Here is a 19,571-nt window from a genome sequence, read left to right as displayed (position 1 = left end):
GAGCCCATGCTCGGCTGGTTTTTTGTAGAGCCGAGCCCGTGCTCGGTTGTTGTTGCGAGCAGCCGAGCATGGGCTCGGCTCTACAACCCAGCAGACGCTACGGCATCACCGGCGGCACATAGGTCAGGGTCATGCCCAGCAGCCAGAGCAGGCCCAGCACCAGCGGGATATGCACCAGCAACTGGATGAAGGTGAAGCCCACGATGTCGCGGGCCTTCAGGCCCAGCACCCCCAGCAGCGGCAGCATCCAGAACGGGTTGATCAGGTTCGGCAGCGCCTCGGCCGCGTTGTAGACCTGTACCGCCCAGCCCAGGTGCGCCTTCAGTTCGTTGGCCGCCTGCATCACATACGGCGCTTCGATGATCCACTTGCCGCCGCCGGAGGGCACGAAGAAGCCCAGCACCGCCGAATAGACACCCATCACCAGGGCGAAGGTATCGGTGCTGGCCACGTGCACGAACAGGCTGGACAGTCGATGCGCCAGGGTCTGCCCATCACCGCCCGCGGCATGGGTGAGGATCATCGCGATGCCGCCGTACAGCGGGAACTGGATGAGCACGCCGGTGGTGCTGGGCACCGCCTTGGCCACCGCGTTGAGGAAGCTGCGCGGGCGCCAGTGCAGCAGCAGGCCGAGCGAAATGAACAGGAAGTTGTAGGTGTTGAGGTTGGCGATGGCGGTGACCACCGGCTTGTTGGCGAACTCGTTGAACAGCCAGCCGAAGGCCAGCAGCGAGAGCAGCACGGTCAGCAGCGGGCTGTATTCCAGCCACTCACCCGGGCGTGTGCGCTGCTGCAGCGGCTCGGGTTCGGCCTGTGCGGCACCGGGAAACTCCTCGGCGGTGCGTGCACTGCCCGCAGCCGGCGCGGTCAGCCAGGCGATCAGCAGCGAGACCAGGATCAGCACCGCCGTCAGCGCGATCGACTGCCACAGGAAGATGGTCTCGGTGAAAGGCAGCACGCCGGTGATTTCCACCAGGCCGGGCGGCATGCTGGCCGGGTTGGCCTGCAGCTGCGCGGCCGACGAGCTCAGACCCATCGCCCACACCGCACCCAAGCCCAGGTAGGCCGAGGCACCGGCGGCGCGGTAATCCATGCGCAGCTCGGTGCGGCGGGCGAGCGCGCGCACCAGCAGGCCGCCGAACACCAGCGAGAAACCCCAGCTGAGCAGCGAGGCCAGCATGCTGACCAGGCCGACGTAGACCACGGCGCCGCGCCCGGTGCGCGGCACCCGCGCGAGGAAATCGATGAAGCGCGCCACCACCGGCGCGGTGGCCAGCGCATAGCCGCCGATGACCACGAAGGCCATCTGCATGGTGAAGGGGATCAGGCTCCAGAAGCCGTCGCCAAAGGCGCTGGCCGTGGCCTGCGGGGTCGAGCCGAAGCCCATCGCAGCCACCGCGACGATGACCACGCCCAGCACCGCGAAAACGTACGCGTCGGGGAACCACTTTTCCGCCCAGGCGGCCGAGCGCAGCGCTGCGCGCGCCATCCAGCCATCCTGTACTGCTGCCGTCGAGGCCATCGCCTACCCTCCCAGGTTCGATGGGCCGATTCTGAGCGGTGAGGTGCGGGCTGTCAGCCACCTATTGGTCGTAGGTGGCGGGATGCCCGGCGCTGCGCGCCGCCGCCCGAGCATGGGCTCGGGTGCTACGTGTATCCGGCTCCGGGGTTGCCCCCCGTGTAGAGCCGAGCCCACGCTCGGCTGCACTTCTCAGCGCAGCGCCAGGTCCACCGCGATGCCTGCAAACAGCGCCGCGCCCACCCAGTTGTTGTGCAGGAAGGCCTTGAAACACGGGCCGCGCTCGCGGTTGCGGCAGATCCAGAATTCGTACACCACCAGCACCGCGGCCACGGCCACGCCGGCCAGGTAGTACCCGCCCAGCCCGCCACGCACGCCCACCAGGGCCATCGTGGCCAGGAACAGCGCGTACAGCACGCCCTGGATGACCAGGTCGAGCTTCCCAAACAGGATGGCGGTGGAGTGCGAACCCATCTTCAGGTCGTCCTCGCGGTCGACCATGGCGTACCAGGTGTCGTACGCGGTGGACCACAGGATGTTGCCGGCATACAGCAGCCAGGCCAGCATCGGCACCTCGCCCTGCACGGCGGCGAAGGCCATCGGGATGCCCCAGCCGAAGGACATGCCCAGATAGACCTGCGGTAGGTGGGTGTGGCGCTTCAGGTAGGGGTAGCTGGCGGCCAGGAACACGCCGATGAAGCTCAGGCCGATGGTCAGCCAGTTCAGCGTCAGCACCAGGCCGAAGGCCACCAGCATCAGCGCGGCGAACAGCGCCAGCGCCGCACGGCCACTGATCGCGCCGGTCGCCAGCGGGCGCGACTTGGTGCGCTCCACGTGCGGGTCCAACCAGCGGTCGGCGTAATCGTTGATGACGCAGCCCGCAGAACGGGTGAGCCAGACGCCGGCGGTGAACACGAACAGCGTCCACAGCGGCGGCAGGCCGCCGCTGGCCAGCCACAGCGCCCACCAGGTGGGCCACAGCAGCAGCAGGGTGCCGATCGGGCGATCGGCGCGCATCAGGGACCAGTAGTGACGCCAGCGCGGCGTCGGCGCCGGATGCGGCGCGGAAAGGGGGGTGTCAGCCATGGCGATAGGATACTCCTGCGCTGGTGCTGCAGCGCTGCAACCCGGGCAGTCCAGGTGCGTGTAGTAACATTGCGGCCCCTGCCCGGGCCCTTCCAGCCGGGTCGGTCTCCCCCAAGACTTCGCTGGCTGCAAAAGGAATTCAGATGAAGATTGCCGTTGTCGGCACCGGCTATGTCGGCCTCTCCAATGCCGTTCTGTTTGCGCAGAACCACGAGGTGGTCGCGCTCGACATCGACGCGGACCGCGTCCAGCTCCTCAATTCGCGCAAGGCGCCGATCGAAGATCGTGAGATCGAGGAGTATCTTGCGCAGCGGTCCCTGAATCTCCGGGCGACACTCGATAAGAAGGATGCCTATACCGGCGCCGCTTTCGTGATCATCGCCACGCCTACGGATTACGATCCGCAGACCAACTATTTCAATACCGGGTCGGTGGAGTCGGTTGTCCGCGATGTCGTGGCCATCAATCCCGACGCGGTGATGATCATAAAGTCCACCATTCCGGTGGGCTGCACGGACGAGCTTCGCGAACGCTTCGGCACCGGCAACATCATTTTCTCGCCCGAGTTCCTGCGCGAAGGCAAGGCACTGTACGACAACCTGCACCCCAGCCGCATCATCGTGGGCGAACGTTCGGAGCGCGCCGAGACGTTTGCCGCACTGCTGCAGGAAGGCGCGGTGAGCAGGAACGTGCCGACGCTGTTCACCGATTCCACCGAGGCCGAGGCGATCAAGCTGTTCGCCAACACCTACCTCGCCATGCGCGTTGCCTACTTCAACGAGCTGGACACCTACGCCGCCTCGCGTGGGCTGGACACGCGCCAGATCATTGATGGCGTGAGCCTGGATCCGCGCATCGGCAGCCATTACAACAACCCTTCGTTCGGCTATGGCGGTTACTGCCTGCCGAAGGACACGAAGCAGTTGCTGGCCAACTACAGCGATGTGCCGCAGAACCTGATCCACGCCATCGTGGAAGCCAACCGCACCCGCAAGGATTTCATCGCCAACGAGGTGATCAAGCGTGCGCCCAAGGTGGTCGGCATCTATCGCCTGGTGATGAAATCCGGCTCGGACAACTTCCGCGCCTCGGCCATCCAGGGCGTGATGAAGCGCATCAAGGCCAAGGGCATCGAGGTGGTCGTCCACGAACCGGTCCTTCAGCTTCCGCACTTCTACAACTCCAGGGTCAACAATGACCTGGAGCGCTTCAAGTCCGAGTGCGACGTGATCCTGGCCAACCGGCTGTCGCCGGAGATTTCGGACGTTTCAGACAAGGTCTACACCCGGGATCTGTTCGGAAACGATTGATTTCAGGGCCTTCGGCCGGACGGCAGCCTGCCATGGCAGGGCCAGCCGCCACCGGCCAGGGCAGATTTTTGTCGCGGAGTCCGCTAGAATCCCCCGCTACCGCCGGATAACCGGTGGTGGCCGTACAACGCGCTCGTAGCTCAGCCGGATAGAGTAGTGGCTTCCGAAGCCATTGGTCGGGGGTTCGAATCCCTCCGGGCGCGCCATCTTATTGTCGGTTTCGGCCTGCCGATCACCGGGTAACTTCGCCCGCGCATGTCTCCGGTCTCAGTTCATGATTCCCGCAGGGCGCAGAATGCAGCTCTGCACTCATGATCAATCCGGATTGAGTAGACTCGCCGCCATGGGTATCGCCTTGCCAGCTCAGGACAACCTCGGCGTAGGTCTCTATTCCTACGCCGACGCCGCGCGCTTCATCGGCGGCACCTCGTCGGAACTTCGCCGCTGGCTGAAGGGGTACCAGGGCCGGAAGCACGGGAATGCGGAAGCCCACCCGCCCCTGTGGAAGTCGCAATGGGCCGATTCAGAGATCGACGGCATTGGCTTTCGTGATCTGATCGAGCTGCGCTTCGTCCGGACGTTTGTTGCATGCGGCGTGCCACTCAACCTGGTGCGGCGAACCATAGTCGAGTTGAGCGAGCGGCTTGGTAAGGATTACCCCTTCACCAGCACCAGCTTCAAGACCGATGGGCGCCGCATTTTCATGGAACTCGTGAGCGACAGCGGGGATGCCGCGCTGGTGGATGTAGTGAAGCGCCAAGACGTGATGCGCAAGGTCATCGCACCTTCACTGCGTGATGGCATCGAGCTGGGCATCGATGATCGTGCCGAACGATGGTTCCCACTGAAGGGTTCCCGTGCGGTGGTGTTTGATCCACAGCGCAGTTTTGGTCAGCCCATCCTTTCTGAATCGGGCGTTCCAACCGTTGCCATTGTCGAGGCGCTGCACGCCGAAGGTGGCGACGAGCGTCGCGTCGCCAGGCTCTACGAACTGCCTCTGGCTGCAGTAAAGAAAGCACTGCAGTTCGAGAATCGAGCCGCACCGTGAAGGTGCAGATCGATGAGAATCTTCCGCCCGCGCTGGCCCGGGCCATCGACGCCATTGCAACAACAGACGAACACAGAGTCTTCCACGTAAGGGAGTTCGTGGAGCCCGGCACTACTGACGTGGAGCTCTTCGATGCGGCTGCCCAACTCGGCATCCGCGTACACGTTACCCAGGATCATCATCATCGCAGGGCCGCAGAGCGCGAGGCCATTGCACGACTCGGCCTGACCGTATTCGTTCTGGCGAAGGGGTGGAGCACGTTCAACCACTACGAGCGCGCAGGGCGGCTTCTGGAGTGGTGGCCGAAGATGATGCAGCAGGCCGAACTCGTGCAACCTGGTGCAATGTTCCGCGTACCACATGCCAGAGCGTCTGGAGGACGGCTGACGCAGATCAAGGTGCCGCGGTAATCGCCTCGAGCGTCAACTCCCGTCATTGCTGAGACCATGCTGCGCACGCAGCGTTGGGTCGGTCTCGATAGCGCACATAGTGAACAGGTGTCTGTGGTCGCGCCACCAACTCCCCTCCAGCCAGCGCCACGTCGCCGCGTCCACCCGCGGCAGCTTCCGCTCCAGGTAGTAGACCCGGCTGCCATCGCCCGAAAAGTACCCGCCCAGCAGCCGCCAGCGCGCGCGATCCACACCGGGCAGCGGCTTCCCATCGCAGTAGACGTTGCTGTCATCGAAGGCGTACAGCGGCTCCTGCGGCACGCCCTGCGGCAGGTCACCAAGCAGGCAGTGCTTCATCCGCCGGCCGCAGTACCAGCCGCCGCGCCCATCAGCCCCATAGCCGCCGCCGAGATGGTGTGGGACTCTGCCGGTGGTGGGAACCATAGTGTAGTGGGGCGGCTGCAGGAGCAGTCGAGCAAGCTCGACTCTACGGGGTGCGCGCTAGCAGTCGAGCGTGGGCTCAGCTCTACGCCAGATCAGACAGCAACGCCGGGCATGGCCCGGCGCTACCGAGGGGCACAGATCAGTACTTCCCGTCGAACGCGAAGATCGGCTTGCGCTGCTTCCACGCACCTGCGGTGAAATCCGGGAATTCCAGCGTCTGGAAACTGTTGGCGATCGACTGCTCGGACAGCGGCGTGATCGCGCTCCAGGTCACCGCGTCATAGATGTCGATCGGCATCGGTGCCTTGGCCTTCAGTGCTTCGACGAAGGCGTGGATGACGAACCAGTCCATGCCGCCATGGCCGGCGCTGGCGGCGGTGTCGGCATTCTGCTTCCACAGCGGGTGTTCGTACTGGTCCTGGTAGGCCTTGAACGCTTCCCACTGGTGCGGCGGGCTGCGGCCTTCAATGTGGATCGACTGGTTCACGTCCATCCACAGGCCCTTGGTGCCCTGCACGCGGAAGCCCATCGAGTACGGGCGCGGCAGCGAGGTGTCGTGCTGCAGGATGATGGTCTCGCCATTTTCGCAGGCCAGGGTGGTGGTGACGATGTCGCCCAGCTTGAACTTCACCCTGGTGCTGGGGTGGGTGGTGCCACCACTCTTGGCCACGGTGTACTCGTGCAGGCCACGCGCCTTGCTGGCGAACGCGTTGATGTGGGTGAAGCGGTTGCCGCGGTTGATGCCGGTGTACATCGCGCACGGGCCGATGCCGTGGCTGGGGTACAGCTCACCGTTGCGCTGCACCGAGTGCTCGGTGCGCCAGCGCGCTTCGCTCCAGCCCTTGGGGCCGAATTCCACGCCGCTGTCGTAGGGCTGGTTGGGATCGCCGGAATTGAACTTCACCCCGCGCAGGTCATGCTGATAGCCCGCCTGCAGGTGCACCAGCTCGCCGAACAGGCCCTGCCGCACCATCTGCAGCGCGGCCATCACGTCGCGGCGGTAGCAGACGTTCTCCAGCAGCATGTACGGCGTACCCGTGTTCAGCTGGGTCTTCAGCACATCCCAGTGGTCCTGCAGGGTGATGCCGGCCACCACTTCGCAGCCGACGGCCACGCCGGCCTGCATTGCGGCAATCGCCATCGGTGCGTGGTATTCCCACGGCGTGGCGATGACCACGCCATCGATGCCCTTCTGTTCCAGCAGGCGCTTCCACGCGTGGGTGTCGCGGTCCTGGCCGTAGGTCTTCGGGGCGGCCTTGCCGGCCTTGGCCACCATGTCCACGGCGCGGCCCAGCATGATCGGCTCGATGTCGCACAGCGCGACCACCTCCACATCGTCCCGGCGCACCAGCTCCTTCAGCAGCACCAGGCCGCGCATGCCGGTACCGATGAGGGCCAGGCGTACCTTGCGCCCTGCCGCCCAGGCGGGGGTCTGCGGCAGCAGACTGCTGGCGGCGACGGCGGCACTGGCCGCGATGAACTCCCTACGCTTCATGGCAAACACTCTCCTCTTGATGGTGCGCCGGCCACGACCGGCGCACCAGGGTCACGCGAACGGAATTACTTGAACCGGTAGCCGACGGTCACACTGTAGCCGCGGCCGAAAATGGTGGCGTAATCGCTGGAATCGCCCAGGAAGCTGTTCGGATCGTAGAACGGCAGGCGATCGAACAGGTTCTTGACCGTGAAGCTGAGGTTCCAGGCGTCGTCCGGGCGCCAGGTCACGCTCAGGTTGGCGGTCCACCACGACGGTGCGCCATCGCACTTGCTGGCCTCCAGGGCGAGGAAGCCGGCGGTGCAGGTCTCCTTGTTGTTGTCCACTTCGTCCACGCGGTCGCGGGCCCACTTGGTGCCGCCCACATAGTTGACGAACATGCTGGTGGTCACCTGCCTGTAGGTCCAGTCGGCGTTGAGCGTGGCGCGCAGGCGCGGGTTGTTGTAGTAACCCACTACATCGCCGTAGTACCAGCCGCTTTCGTCATCCATGTAGTAACGGTTGCGGTTGGCGATGGTGGCGGCCAGGCCCACGTTCAGCCCACCCCATTCACCCAGCGAGAAGCGGCTGCGCGCATCCACGTCGAAGCCATCGACCAGGGTCTTGCCGCGGTTCTTGTACTGGCCCACCACGCTGGCCACGTTGCCCACGCTGTAGCCGGGCAGCACGGCAGGGCAGCTCACGCCGCTGGCCGGGTCGGCGCACATCGCCGCCAGCTGGGCCAGGTTGGCGCGGTCGGCATCGGTGATCGGCGAACGGCTGGAGGAGATGATGTCGGTGTCGCGGCTGAAATCCGGGGCGACGATCTCGTTGTTGCGGTAGATGAACCAGTAATCGGCCGACACCGACAGCCAGCTGGCCGGCTCGTAGACGAAGCCCAGGGTGGCGATCTTGGCCTTCTCCGGCTTCAGGTCCTGGTTGGGCTGGGTCATGCGGGCGACGGTGCGGCTGCAGTCGACGTTGGCCAGGCTCTTGCCCAGGTCCACGTCACCGGCACGCTGCGACTGCCGCAGCAGATCGGCGATGGCGTTGGTCTCGGCGCAGCGCACCTCGTCGCGGTAGCCGCCCAGCTGGGCGAATACACCACCACTGCCCGACTCGGCCAGGCTGGGCGCACGGAAGCCGGTGGAATAGGTGCCGCGCAGCATCAGCTGGTCGAAGGCCTGGTACTTGAAGCCGATCTTCGGCGCGACATTGGCGCTGAAGTTCGGGTACTTGTCCACGCGCAGCGCGGCGTCCAGCTCCAGCTTGTCGGTGATGGGTGCCACCGTTTCGGCGAACAGCGCATAGGTGTTGCGCGCACCGTCGAACCACGAACCACCCTGCTGGGTGATCAGGCCGGCGGCGGCATCGGGATTGCCCGGGGTGTAGAAGGTTTCGCGGCTGGCATTGAAGCCGAAGGCCGCGCGCATCTCGCCGGCAGGCAGCTGGAACAGCGGGCCTTCGATCTTGCCGTCGAGGGTGTGCAGGCGCGTCCAGGACTGGATGTCGAAGGTCGGGAAGGCTTCGCGGATCAGCGCGGCGTTGGCCTCGCTGATCTCGCCGAATTTGTACGCCGGGTGGTCGGAGATGATGACCCGGCCGGTACCCGGGTCGATCGAGTACGGGCCAAAGGCCTTCTCGAAGCCCTTCAGGTTGACGTTGATGGTCTGGTAGGTGGTGGAGTGCGAACCTGCGGTGGCGAAGGCGGTTTCCCAGTTCCAGTCACCCACGTTGCCGCGCGCGCCGGTCACCACGCGGTAGCTCTTGTCGGTGTTGCGCTGGCCGAAGTAGTTCGGCCCGGCATCCTGCAGCAGGTACTGCAGGCCCACCACGCCGCCCATCAGCGCCTTCAATTCAGGACTGGCGTGGTTGTACTCGTTGTTCGGGCCCAGGTACGGGTACAGGAACTGGTTGACCGAGGTGCCGGTATCGCGCGAGAACCAGCTGCTGGGGTTGCCGGTGGTGGTGCCGTAGGTGCGCGGCGTGCCGCCGTTGGCGCGCAGGTCGATGTCGGTGTAGGTGGCCTCGGCGAAGATCTCGGTGTTGTCGCCCACCAGGAAGGTGCCGTTGAGGTAGGCGGTGTTGCGCTCGGACTTGGCGCCGGCGTCGATCTCGTTGTTCATCCACGTTTCCCAGACGCAGCTGGGGCCGGCGGCCTGGCCCTGCAGCACGTTCTGGCAGCCCGGTGCGGCTTCCTGCACGCGGCGGCCGGTGACCGGATCGAAGGCGAAGTAGGTGCCCGGATTGAACTGGCCCGGCTTGCTGCCCACGCCCAGGCGCAGGCCGCTGAGGTAATTGGGGTTGTTGACGTAGTACTGGCTGGGCCGCTTGTCGTAGAAATCGCTGAGCGGAATCGCGTCGCGGCGGTACATGTTCACCGCGCCATAGACGTTGAAGCGGTTCTCGGTCAGGTCACCGAAGCCGGCGGTGATGCTGGCCTGGCGCTCGCCGTAGGAATCGATGCGCGAGGAGGTGTCGTTGGTGAAGTTGATCTCCGCGCCCTGGAAATTGCGCTTGGTGATCACGTTGATGACGCCGGCCACTGCATCGGTGCCGTACACCGCCGAGGCGCCGTCGGTCAGCACTTCCATGCGTTCGATGGCCGCGGCCGGGATTGCATCGATGTTGACGAACTGGGTCTGGAAGCCCGCCGGTGCGCCGTAGTACGAGAGGCGGCGGCCGTTCAACAGCACCAGCGTGCCCTGCGCGCCTAGCCCACGCAGGTTGGCCTGCGAGGCGCCGTCCGAACCGGTGAACAGCGAGCGCGAATCCTGCTGCGCGGGCCGCGCGGCCGGCAGGTTGTCCAGCACCTGCAGCAGCGTGCGCGCACCCATGTTCTGGATGTCCTGCTTGCTGATCACCTGCACCGGCGATGCGGTTTCAACGTCGGTACGGCGGATGTTGGAACCGGTGACCTCGATGCGGGCCAGGTCGGTGGCGTTGTCCTTGCTGTCCTGGGCGGCAGCAGGCAGGGCGATCGACAACAACACGCCGGCGATGGCCAGCGACAGCGGAGCGATCGAGCGACAGGGCGGACGGGGGTGGCGTGCGGGCAACATCGGGGTTCTCTCCTGGCAGGTGTGCGGCGCGGGTGGGCGGCGCGAAAGCGATTGGCGGGCAAAACGCTCCCGGGCCACGGCTCGAAAGCCGTAGTCGGAATGGGCGGGGGAGGAGCGGTGTTACGTGGGGGTCATGGGGCGACGATGCTGGCGGAGTCGCCCTCCTGGCCGATCAGCACGGCGTTGGCCCAGTTGGCGCAGACCTGGGCGGGTTGGCTGCCCTGCGCACCCAGCGTGCGCAGGCTCAGGGCGGAAAGATCACGGATGTCCAGCTCGGGCTTGACCACGCCGGGGGCCTTCACCAGGCCGCTGTCGTACAGCAGGCGGCCATCGCCCCAGACCTGGAACTGCAGGCCACCGGCGGCGCGGCAGGCGTCGTCGATGCCGAGATCGGCGCGCAGCAGGTTCCAGCCGCCCTGCAGGCGCAGGTCGATGCGGCTGTTGCCGCCGACGCCCAGGCCACGGCGGAACTGCAGGCCGTTCATGCGCAGGCCGGCGTCGCCACGGAAGGACTGGTCGGCGCGCACCTGGCTGGCCAGCGCGGCCGGCACCGGCAGCTCGGAGAGATACTGCTGCCGGGCCGGTCGCTCCGGTTCCTGGTGCTCGAGGATGTGGAAGGTGGACAGCGCGATCGGGCCGACATCGCGCGGCTGCAGTGCATCGAAGGCTCGTGCGCTGCCCTGCGCGGCGGTGACCATCGGATCGGTGCTGCTGGCGCCGTCGCCTTCGGGGTTCTGCACGCTCAGCACGCGGAAGCGCAGCAGGCGGCCGGCATGTGCCGGGAAGTCGATGCGCTGCACGCCTTCCTTCAACTGCAGGCGGCCACGCGCGATGGGTTCGCCCCACTCGCCATTGCTGTCCCCCAGATAGACCTCGTAATCGCGGACCTGGCCGTGCTTCCAGTTCTTGTCGTTGCGCGGGGCGATCTCGATGCCGTCGATCATCTTCCGCTCGCCGAAGCCGACCACCCACTCGTGGGCACCGGTGCGCACGGCCTGGTTGCGCACGCTGCGGAACCAGGTGCCGGGGTCTTCGTCGAACGCGTTTTCCAGCGCGTGGCCCGGTTCTTCGGCCGGACGATTGACCACCAGCAGGCTGTCGGCCGGCAGTTCGCGGCCCAGCACCGGCGCGGCCGGGAAGACATCATCGGCGGCGGCGGCAGCGACGGCGAAGTCCAGCTGCAGCTGCAGCGGCTGGCGGATGTCCTGCGTGGCCGTGCGCACATGCAGCGTGCCGCGGCGATCCTTGGCATCGAAGTACCAGCCCTCGGGCGCGCTGTTGAACGCGGCCGCATCGGCCAGCGCCGGCAGCACGCGGCCAGCGGCCTGCACCGCGCGCGGCGCCTGCCGGCTGAGCACGCGCAGGCCGTAGCGACGCTGTGCCAGCTGGCCGTTGTAGCGGCCCTGCACCGCGTCGATCTGCACCTGCACCGGGCCGCTGCCCTGCGCCGGGGCCTGCACGCGCACCACCTGCGTGCTCGATTCGCCCTTCTGGTAGCGGCGCGTGGTGCCGTCGTCTTCGTACAGCGTGTACTGCGCTTCGCCCTGCGGGTACAGGTCGAAGGTCACTTCATCGAGGGGCTTCTCGCCGTCGAACAGCATCGACGGGTACATCGGCAGGATCGCACCGGCACGCACGAACACCGGCAGCGTGGCCAGGTCCACCTGGCGGTCGAGCTGGCGTCCCTCGGCCCCGGCCTGCACGCGGCGGCCATCCCAGTAGTCGATCCAGCCGCCGGCCGGCAGGTGGATGTCGCGGCGCCAGCCACGGCTGGCCGCCTGGCTGCGGTACACCGGCGCCACCAGCAGGTCGCGGCCGAGCAGGAACTGGTACTTGTAGGTTTCATCCTGCGCGTGCGGATCGCGCGGGTTGTCCCACATCAGGCCACGCACCGGCGGTGCACCGGTCTGCGCGGCCTCGTGCACCAGCCCGTACATGTACGGGGTCAGGCGCATCTTCAACTTCAGGTAATCGCGGTTGATGCTGCGGTAGGGCTCGTCGTACCACCACGGGTGCTTGCGCGCGTTCGACGACCAGCCGCTCATGCCCATCAGCACCGGGGTGAACGCTTTCCACTGCAGGTCGCGGGTGAAGGTCTCGGCGCTGCCGCCGAAGATCGCATCGACGTCGCCGCTGGCGTAGGCCATGCCGGACAGGCCCGAGCCCACCAGGGTCGGCACGTGCCAGCGGATGTAATCCCAGCTGCTGCTCTGGTCACCGGTCCAGGCCACCGCGTAGCGCTGGATGCCAGCCCAGCCCATCACCGTCCACAGGAACGGGCGCGAATCGGAGTTGTCGAGGATGCCGTTGAACGCCTGGCGGTTGGCATCCATCGCGAACTGGTAGCCCTTGCCGGTCCAGGCCACATCCAGCTTCTGCACCCGGGTGCCGGCCTTGCCCACTTCCCAGGCGATCTTGTCCACGCCGTTCTCGGTCCACAGGCCGGTGCGGAAGCCATATTTCGCCAGGCCCTGCACGGTTTCGGGCAGCTTCTGGTAGCCGCAGCCGTAGCCGTCGTTGGGCAGGATCCAGCCGCCGGGCATGTCATGTTCGCGGTACTGCCTGGCCACGCTGTCGATCACATCCGGCGTGGTGCCGGTCGGGCCGTCGCTCCAGCCTTCGGGCACGGTGCCGGGCTTCCGGCTGTTGTCGGCGTCGTTGTAGCAGTCGGCATCGCCGTAGGAGAGCGCCCAGCGCGCGACCATGTTCGGGCGGCCGGTCAGCTGGGTGTAGCGCTCGATCAGCTTCGGCAGGTCGGCGCCGACGAAGTAATAGGCGTCGAAGCGGTCTTCGCGGTGCAGCAGGGTGGCCTGGTCGGCCTGGCGCAGGTCGTAGCTGCCATCGCTCCAGGTGTTGCGCAGCATGCCCCAGCCACGGCTGCTGAGCAGCATCGGCGCCGGGCTCGGGCGATCACCTTCTTCCCAACCGCCGGAGTAGGACACTTCCAGTTCGCGGCCTTTGAACTGGTAACGGCCGTTCTGCTGGCCGCCACCGAAGTAGCCTTCGTCGGCCTGCGAAGAGAGCACCTGCACGCTCTGCGTGCCATCCAGGTCCAGCGGCTGCAGTTCCTGCCACAGTGCGGTGGGCTGGCCGTTGTCCAGGCGCTCCAGGCGCAGGCGCAGCGGTTGCCGCTGCACGTGCAGCACCAGCGCATCGGTACGCACGCGGATCTCCTGCGCATCTTCTTCCAGCTGCGCCCGCACATTCGCCTTGGGCTGCGGCAGCACGATCGGCGCGGCCTTGTCGCCGGCGCCGGTCAGGGTGCCGTTGCGGCCAGCCTGCACGCGGATGATGTCCGCGGCCGGCAGTTCGATGCGGATGCGCGCGCCGCTGTCGGTCTGCAGATCCCAGCCCTGCACGCCGTCGCGGCCGTCACTGGCGCTGACCGAACGCAGGTTGCCGACCGGCTCGGCCTGGGCCGATGTCGCCGCCAGCATCAATGCCGGCAGCAGGGCCAGCAGCAGCGGCGAGCGACGAATGCGGTTCTCCACACGAACTCCCAACCCGTTCACCGGGCGTTTCGAAAGCAGTTGCGGCCGACTCTAGGGCAGTGATTCGAAAGATGTCAATAAATTGAAAGGAAAAAGGAAGATATATTTGATGGAAACGAAAGTTGATGCGCCGCAATACTTTGTGTAAGCGCTTGCAACCCCCTGTTAAGCATTGTGCGATACGGCATCCGGCCGCTTCTTGTGTTTCGCGATCGACTCCATCCCGGATACGTCAGGCCAGCTCATTTCTTTCTTTTTGCTTTCGATGTTTGACATTTCGAAAGAAAACGCTGATGGTGCGCTGGCCCAACTGGAACCTCCGAATGGACGTCACCCTGCTTTCCGATGTGTCCGCCTGGCAGCGCCGCGGCGGATCCGATACCGCTACCGAAATCGCCCAGCAGCCGGCGCTGTGGGAAGCCCTTGCGCAGGACCTGTCGCGTGCCCGCGACCGCCTGCAGGCCTTCCTCGGCGACAGCCTCAACGATCCCAACCAGCGCGTGCTGTTCACCGGCGCCGGCAGCTCCGGCTTCATCGCCGAGATGGTGGCCGATGCGATCAACGCGCAGTGGCCGGCCGAGGTGGGCGTGGTGCATACCACCAGCCTGCTGACCCACCCGGCGCTGTACCTGCAGCGCGACCGTCCCACCCTGCTGGTGTCGTTCGGCCGCAGCGGTTCCAGCCCGGAAAGCGTGGCCGCGGTCGACCGCGTGCGCAGCGACGTGGCCGATGCCCGCTTCCTCGACATCACCTGCAACGCCGATGGCGAACTGGCCCACCGCGGTGCCGGCCGCAGTGATACCTGCACTCTGTTGATGCCCTCGGCCAGCTGCGATCGTGCATTCGCCATGACCAGCAGCCTGACCTGCATGCTGCTGGCCGCGCTGACCGTGTTCGACCGCGCGCCGTGGGAGGCACGCGTCGCGCGCCTGAAGCAGATCGCCGCGCTCGGCCGCGAAGGCCTGGCGCAGTGGGATGCACCGGTCGCGGCACTGGCGCAGCGCCCGTTCAACCGGGTGATCTACCTGGCCAGCGGTCCGCTGGAAGCGCTGGCCCGCGAGTGCGCGCTGAAGGTGCTGGAGCTGACCGCCGGCCGCGTGCTGGCCCTTGCGAATACGCCGCTCGGCTTCCGCCACGGCCCCAAGTCCACGCTGGATGGCGACACCCTGGTGGTCGTGCTGCGCAGCGTGCAGCCGCTGGCGCGCCGCTACGAACAGGATCTGCTGGAAGAACTGCGCCGCGACGGCGTGGCCGGCCAGGTGCTGGCGATCGGGCCGCATGCGGATATCGGCGCGGACGACGAGTACACGCTGACCGTGCCGGCACTGGACGACCCGTGGCTCGCGCCGGTGTGGCTGGGCTTTGCCCAGCTGTTCGCGCTGCAGCGCTCGGCCGCACTGGGCCTGACCCCGGACAATCCGTTCCCGGACGGCACCGTCAACCGCGTCGTCCAGGGCGTCACCATCCACCATGGCTGAGCTGATCGCCCACGCCTGCTACGGCATCGACATCGGCGGCACCAAGATCGAGCTGGTGGCGTGCGATGCGGCGATGCAGGTCACCTGGCGCCGCCGCGTGGCCACGCCGCAGGGCGACTACACTGGCTTCCTGCAGGCTGTCGTTGCGCTGGTGGAAGAGGCCGATGCCGCGCTGGGGCGCAGTGACGCCGCCATCGGCATCGCCCTGCCCGGCGTGCGCGACCGCCGCAGTGGCCGCCAGCTCAGCGCGAACGTGCCGGCGCTGACCGGCCAGTGCGTGGCCCAGGACCTGCAGGCACGCCTGCAGCGTCCGCTGCACTTCGGCAACGACCTGCAGTGCTTCGCGTTGTCCGAGGCGCACGGTGGTGCTGCAGATGGTTACCCCAGCATGTTCGGCGCCATTCTCGGCACCGGTGCCGGTGGTGGCTTCTGCCTGCAGGGCCGCCTGCTGACCGGCTTCAACGGCCTGGCCGGTGAGTGGGGGCACTGGAGCGTGCCCGGCCACCTGCTGCAGCGCTACGGTCTGCCCCTGCTGGACTGCGGCTGCGGCCTGCAGGGCTGCGTGGAGCGCTACGTGTCGGGCAGCGGCGTGGCGATGATCGAACGCCATCTCGGCGGCAGCGCGCGCGACGCCAGCGCGGTGATCACCCTGGCCGAGGCCGGCGATGTGCGTGCCCGGCAGGCGCTGGACATCCACCGCGACCTGCTCGGCCACAGCCTGGCCGCACTGGTGCTGGCGCTGGACCCGCACGTCATCGTGCTCGGTGGCGGCCTTTCGCAGTACGCGCCGCTGTACCAGCTGCTGCCCGCCGCCGTTGCCGCACATCTGTTCAACGGCGCGCAGGTGCCGCCCATCGTGCCGCCGCGCTTCGGCGATGCCGGGGGTGCCCGCGGTGCCGCCCTGCTCGCCTGCCAACCCTCGTTTTCCTGATTGACCGGAGCCTGACCATGTCCCCGCTGCAGACCCTGCTTGCTTCCCACCGCGCCGGTGCCAACGTCGGCCTGTACAGCGTCTGCTGCAGCAACGAACAGGTGCTGCGCGCGGCCATGCACGTGGCGCTGGCGCACGGCACCGTGCTGTTGATCGAGGCCACTTCCAACCAGGTCGACCAGTTCGGCGGCTACACCGGCATGACCCCGCCGCAGTACCGCGACTACGTCGGCGCGCTGGCCGATGAAGAGGGGTTCCCGCGCGAACGTCTGATCCTCGGTGGGGACCACCTGGGCCCGAATGCCTGGCAGAAGCGCCCGGCCGCCGAAGCGATGACCCACGCGCGCGTGCTGATAGAGGCCTACGTGGCCGCCGGCTTCCACAAGATCCACCTGGACTGCAGCATGTCCTGCGCTGACGACCCGGTGCCGCTGCCCGATGCCATCGTCGCCGCGCGTTCGTCCGAACTGGCCGAGATCGCCGAGCGCACCGCCGCCGAACACGGCCTGCCGCCGCCGGTCTATGTCATCGGCACCGAAGTGCCGGTGCCCGGTGGCGAAGCCTCGCTCGCCGGTGGCCTGCAGGTGACCACGCCGGCCGCTGCCGCGCAGACCCTGGCCATCCACCAGCAGGCCTTCGATACGCCGCAGCTGCGTGATGCCTGGCAGCGCGTGATCGCGATGGTGGTGCAGCCGGGCGTGGATTTCGACCACAGCAGCGTGCACGAGTACGACCCCGCAGCCGCCAGTGCGCTCGCGGATTTCCTCGAACAACAGCCGCGCATCGTGTTCGAAGCGCATTCCACTGATTACCAGCGTGAGAGCGGCCTGCACGCGCTGGTGCGCGACCACTTCGCCATCCTCAAGGTGGGCCCGGCGGCGACCTTCGCCTACCGCGAGGCGCTGTTCGCGCTGGCCGCCATCGAGGCCGAACTGCTGCCGGACGCGCAGTGCTCGCGCCTGCCGCAGGTGCTGGACGAAGTGATGCAGGCGCAGCCGAAGTACTGGCAGCCGTATTACCAGGGCGACGAGGCCGAGCTGCGCCTGCTGCGCCGCTTCTCCTTCAGCGACCGCTGCCGCTACTACTGGGGCGAGCCGGCATTGCTGCAGGCGGTGCAGACCCTGTTCGCCAACCTGGAACGGCAGGCGCCGCCGCTGGTGCTGCTCAGCCAGCATCTGCCCGAGCAGTACCGCGCCGTGCGCGAAGGCAGGCTGGCCAATACCCCCAGCGCGCTGGTGCAGCACCGCATCGGCCAGTGCCTGGGCGAGTACGCCCGCGCCTGCAGTGCCAACCAGGCCGGCACCCGCAAGCAGAACGCAAGTTCGGCTGCCTCCGTTCTTGCGAACGGCTAATCTCTACCTTTCCTGACGAAACCGAGAGATGGCCATGCGCAACACCCGCTCCCGCCGGCAACAGATCCTGCAGCTGCTGATCGAGCATGGCTCGGTGCAGGTGGCCGATCTGGTCGAGCGCTTCGGCGTGTCGGCGGTGACCATCCGTGCCGATCTCACCCACTTCGAGTCGCAAGGCCTGGCCACGCGCACCCATGGCGGCGCCACCTTGGTGCGCACGCCGCCGCAGGAACAGGACATCCATGAAAAGGATGCGCTGAACCTGCCGCTGAAGGAGTCCATCGGCACCGCCGCGGCGCGGCTGGTGCAGGCCGGCGACAACATCATCATCGACTCCGGCTCGACCACCATGACCCTGGCCCGCCACCTGCGCGGCCACCGCGACGTGACGGTGATGACCAACGGCCTGAACATCGCATGGGAACTGGCCAACGCGCCGGGCATCACCGTGCTGCTGACCGGCGGCCTGCTGCGCCAGCAGTCGCTCTCCTTGCAGGGCAGCCAGGCCGAAGCCAGCCTCAATTCCTACAGCTTCGACACCCTGTTCCTGGGCGTGGACGGCCTGGACCTGCAGTTCGGCCTGACCACCCACGATGAAGCCGAAGCCCGCCTCAACCACCGCATGGTCGAGCGCGCGCGCCGCATCGTGGTGCTCACCGACGCCTCCAAGTTCGGCCGCGTCAGCCTGCACCGCATCGCGCTCCTGGACCAGATCCACGCCATCATCACCGACGCCGGCATCGACGATGCCACCCGCGAGGGGCTGCAGCGGCTGGGCATCGAAGTGATCATCGCCGAGACACCGCCATGACCGACACCCGCCGCCTGCACGGCCGCATCCTGACCCCGCTGGGCTGGCGCCGTGGCCACGTCCGGTTCGATTCGCACATCCGCCAGCTGCAGGTGGATGACCACAGCGGTGCTGATGACCTGCAGCTGCCGGTGATCCTGCCCGGCTTCATCGACCTGCACGTGCACGGCGCGGCCGGCGTGGACCTGATGCAGGGCGGCGACGTGGCCCGCACCATCGCCCGCACCCACCTGCGCTTCGGTACCACCACCCTGCTGGCGACCACCATGACCGCCGGCCTGGACGAGATCGAGCATGCGCTGCAGGGCGTGGCCGACGCGATGGCGGCGCCGGATGCCGAGGCCGCGACCATCGCCGGCGTGCATCTGGAAGGCCCCTTCATCAGCCCGCAGCGGCTCGGCGCGCAGCCCAACCGCACGATCGAGGCGACGCTGGCGCTGGTGCAGCAGCTGCATGCGCTGGCACCGATCCGGGTGATGACCCTGGCACCGGAAATCGGCGAGCACACCGCGCTGATTCCTGCGCTGGCGGCGATGGGCATCCGCGTGCAGCTGGGCCACAGTGCCGGCACCTACGAGGAAGGCGTGGCGGCGCTGCAGGCCGGTGCTTCGGGCTTCACCCACCTGTTCAACGGCATGACCGGTGTCGACCATTACCGACCGGGCATTGCCGCCGCCGCACTGGCACATGCGCAATACGCCGAGATCATTCCCGACCTGCAGCACATCCACCCCGGCGTGATCCGGCTGGCCGCGCGCGCGATTCCGCGCCTGTACGCGGTGACCGATGCCACGGCCGCCACCGGCATGCCCGATGGCGAGTATGCGCTGGGCGAACAGCGCGTGCACAAGTGCGGCGGCTGCGTGCGCCTGGCCACCGGCTCGCTGGCCGGCAGTGCGCTGACCATGGACCAGGCATTGCGCAACCTGGTGCAGGTGGGCCTGGACCTGGCCGATGCCTCGCAGCGTGTCTCCACCTTCCCCGCCGCCTACCTGGGCCTGGACGATCGCGGCCGCATCGCGCCCGACGCCCGCGCCGATATGGTGGTGCTGGACGCCGGACTGCGCCTGCAGCAGGTGGTGGTCGGCGGACGCGTCGTCGATTTGAACGCTGCAAACGCTTGATATCTGCGTTTCTGTAGAGCTGAGCCATGCTCGGCTGCTTTTCGTACCGACA

General features: G+C 67.1%; 14 protein-coding genes and 1 tRNA gene. 9 read left to right on the top strand and 6 right to left on the bottom strand.

From position 1 onward, the window contains the following. Nucleotides 1-97: 97 nt before the first annotated feature. Both FJU31_RS05415 and ubiA read right to left on the bottom strand, forming a co-directional pair. Nucleotides 98-1,522, bottom strand: coding sequence for a short-chain fatty acid transporter (locus FJU31_RS05415; RefSeq protein WP_188115456.1), 1,425 nt, complete (start codon nucleotides 1,520-1,522; stop codon nucleotides 98-100). A 189-nt stretch (nucleotides 1,523-1,711) separates the two neighbouring features. Beyond that, nucleotides 1,712-2,605, bottom strand: a complete 894-nt coding sequence (ubiA, locus tag FJU31_RS05410; protein WP_150453824.1) for a 4-hydroxybenzoate octaprenyltransferase — start codon at nucleotides 2,603-2,605, stop codon at nucleotides 1,712-1,714. Nucleotides 2,606-2,748: 143 nt separating this feature from the next. Here ubiA and FJU31_RS05405 point away from each other — a divergent pair, with 143 nt between their 5' ends. The 4 genes from FJU31_RS05405 (at nucleotide 2,749) to FJU31_RS05390 (ending at nucleotide 5,373) form a co-directional block, all read left to right on the top strand. Further along, nucleotides 2,749-3,915, top strand: coding sequence for a nucleotide sugar dehydrogenase (locus tag FJU31_RS05405; protein WP_150453823.1), 1,167 nt, complete (start codon nucleotides 2,749-2,751; stop codon nucleotides 3,913-3,915). A gap of 129 nt (nucleotides 3,916-4,044) precedes the next feature. Then, a tRNA-Arg gene (locus tag FJU31_RS05400) sits at nucleotides 4,045-4,121 on the top strand. A 137-nt stretch (nucleotides 4,122-4,258) separates the two neighbouring features. Beyond that, the gene (locus FJU31_RS05395; protein ID WP_150453822.1) at nucleotides 4,259-4,963 is read left to right on the top strand and encodes a DUF433 domain-containing protein; all 705 of its coding nucleotides are present in this window, start codon (nucleotides 4,259-4,261) and stop codon (nucleotides 4,961-4,963) included. Then, the gene (locus tag FJU31_RS05390; RefSeq protein ID WP_150453821.1) at nucleotides 4,960-5,373 is read left to right on the top strand and encodes a PIN-like domain-containing protein; all 414 of its coding nucleotides are present in this window, start codon (nucleotides 4,960-4,962) and stop codon (nucleotides 5,371-5,373) included. The genes FJU31_RS05395 and FJU31_RS05390 overlap by 4 nt, the downstream gene beginning before the upstream one ends. Before the next feature lie 12 nt (nucleotides 5,374-5,385). Here FJU31_RS05390 and FJU31_RS05385 read toward each other — a convergent pair whose 3' ends face one another. The 4 genes from FJU31_RS05385 to FJU31_RS05370 all read right to left on the bottom strand — a co-directional run bounded on the left by FJU31_RS05385 (nucleotide 5,386) and on the right by FJU31_RS05370 (nucleotide 13,823). Next, on the bottom strand, nucleotides 5,386-5,709 hold the full coding sequence (locus tag FJU31_RS05385; RefSeq protein WP_188115455.1) for a DKNYY domain-containing protein: 324 nt from the start codon (nucleotides 5,707-5,709) through the stop codon (nucleotides 5,386-5,388). A 226-nt stretch (nucleotides 5,710-5,935) separates the two neighbouring features. Next, on the bottom strand, nucleotides 5,936-7,291 hold the full coding sequence (locus FJU31_RS05380) for a Gfo/Idh/MocA family protein (protein WP_150453819.1): 1,356 nt from the start codon (nucleotides 7,289-7,291) through the stop codon (nucleotides 5,936-5,938). Between the two features lie 65 nt (nucleotides 7,292-7,356). Then, a complete protein-coding gene (locus tag FJU31_RS05375) occupies nucleotides 7,357-10,332 on the bottom strand; it encodes a TonB-dependent receptor domain-containing protein (RefSeq protein WP_150453818.1) in 2,976 nt (991 codons plus the stop codon). Nucleotides 10,333-10,463: 131 nt separating this feature from the next. Further along, the gene (locus FJU31_RS05370) at nucleotides 10,464-13,823 is read right to left on the bottom strand and encodes a TIM-barrel domain-containing protein (RefSeq protein WP_150453817.1); all 3,360 of its coding nucleotides are present in this window, start codon (nucleotides 13,821-13,823) and stop codon (nucleotides 10,464-10,466) included. Between the two features lie 323 nt (nucleotides 13,824-14,146). On the opposite strand from FJU31_RS05370, the gene FJU31_RS05365 reads away from it, so the two are divergent. The 5 genes from FJU31_RS05365 to nagA are packed head-to-tail and all read left to right on the top strand — an operon-like array spanning nucleotide 14,147 to nucleotide 19,519. Further along, nucleotides 14,147-15,301, top strand: coding sequence for an SIS domain-containing protein (locus FJU31_RS05365; RefSeq protein WP_150453816.1), 1,155 nt, complete (start codon nucleotides 14,147-14,149; stop codon nucleotides 15,299-15,301). Beyond that, the gene (locus FJU31_RS05360) at nucleotides 15,294-16,232 is read left to right on the top strand and encodes an ROK family protein (protein ID WP_150453815.1); all 939 of its coding nucleotides are present in this window, start codon (nucleotides 15,294-15,296) and stop codon (nucleotides 16,230-16,232) included. The genes FJU31_RS05365 and FJU31_RS05360 overlap by 8 nt, the downstream gene beginning before the upstream one ends. Before the next feature lie 17 nt (nucleotides 16,233-16,249). Then, nucleotides 16,250-17,584: a D-tagatose-bisphosphate aldolase, class II, non-catalytic subunit gene (locus tag FJU31_RS05355; RefSeq protein ID WP_150453814.1), complete on the top strand. Its 1,335-nt coding sequence runs from the start codon at nucleotides 16,250-16,252 to the stop codon at nucleotides 17,582-17,584. 34 nt (nucleotides 17,585-17,618) lie between these two features. Next, on the top strand, nucleotides 17,619-18,395 hold the full coding sequence (locus FJU31_RS05350; RefSeq protein ID WP_108770774.1) for a DeoR family transcriptional regulator: 777 nt from the start codon (nucleotides 17,619-17,621) through the stop codon (nucleotides 18,393-18,395). Next, nucleotides 18,392-19,519 carry an N-acetylglucosamine-6-phosphate deacetylase gene (gene nagA / locus FJU31_RS05345; protein WP_150453813.1) on the top strand — a complete coding sequence of 376 codons (1,128 nt, stop codon included), beginning with the start codon at nucleotides 18,392-18,394 and terminating at the stop codon, nucleotides 19,517-19,519. Before FJU31_RS05350 ends, nagA begins: the two co-directional genes overlap by 4 nt. Nucleotides 19,520-19,571 lie beyond the last annotated feature (52 nt).

This window comes from Stenotrophomonas cyclobalanopsidis, assembly GCF_008710035.1.
GTDB classification, from domain to species: domain Bacteria; phylum Pseudomonadota; class Gammaproteobacteria; order Xanthomonadales; family Xanthomonadaceae; genus Stenotrophomonas; species Stenotrophomonas cyclobalanopsidis.
This window is presented reverse-complemented; position numbering and strand designations above follow the sequence as displayed.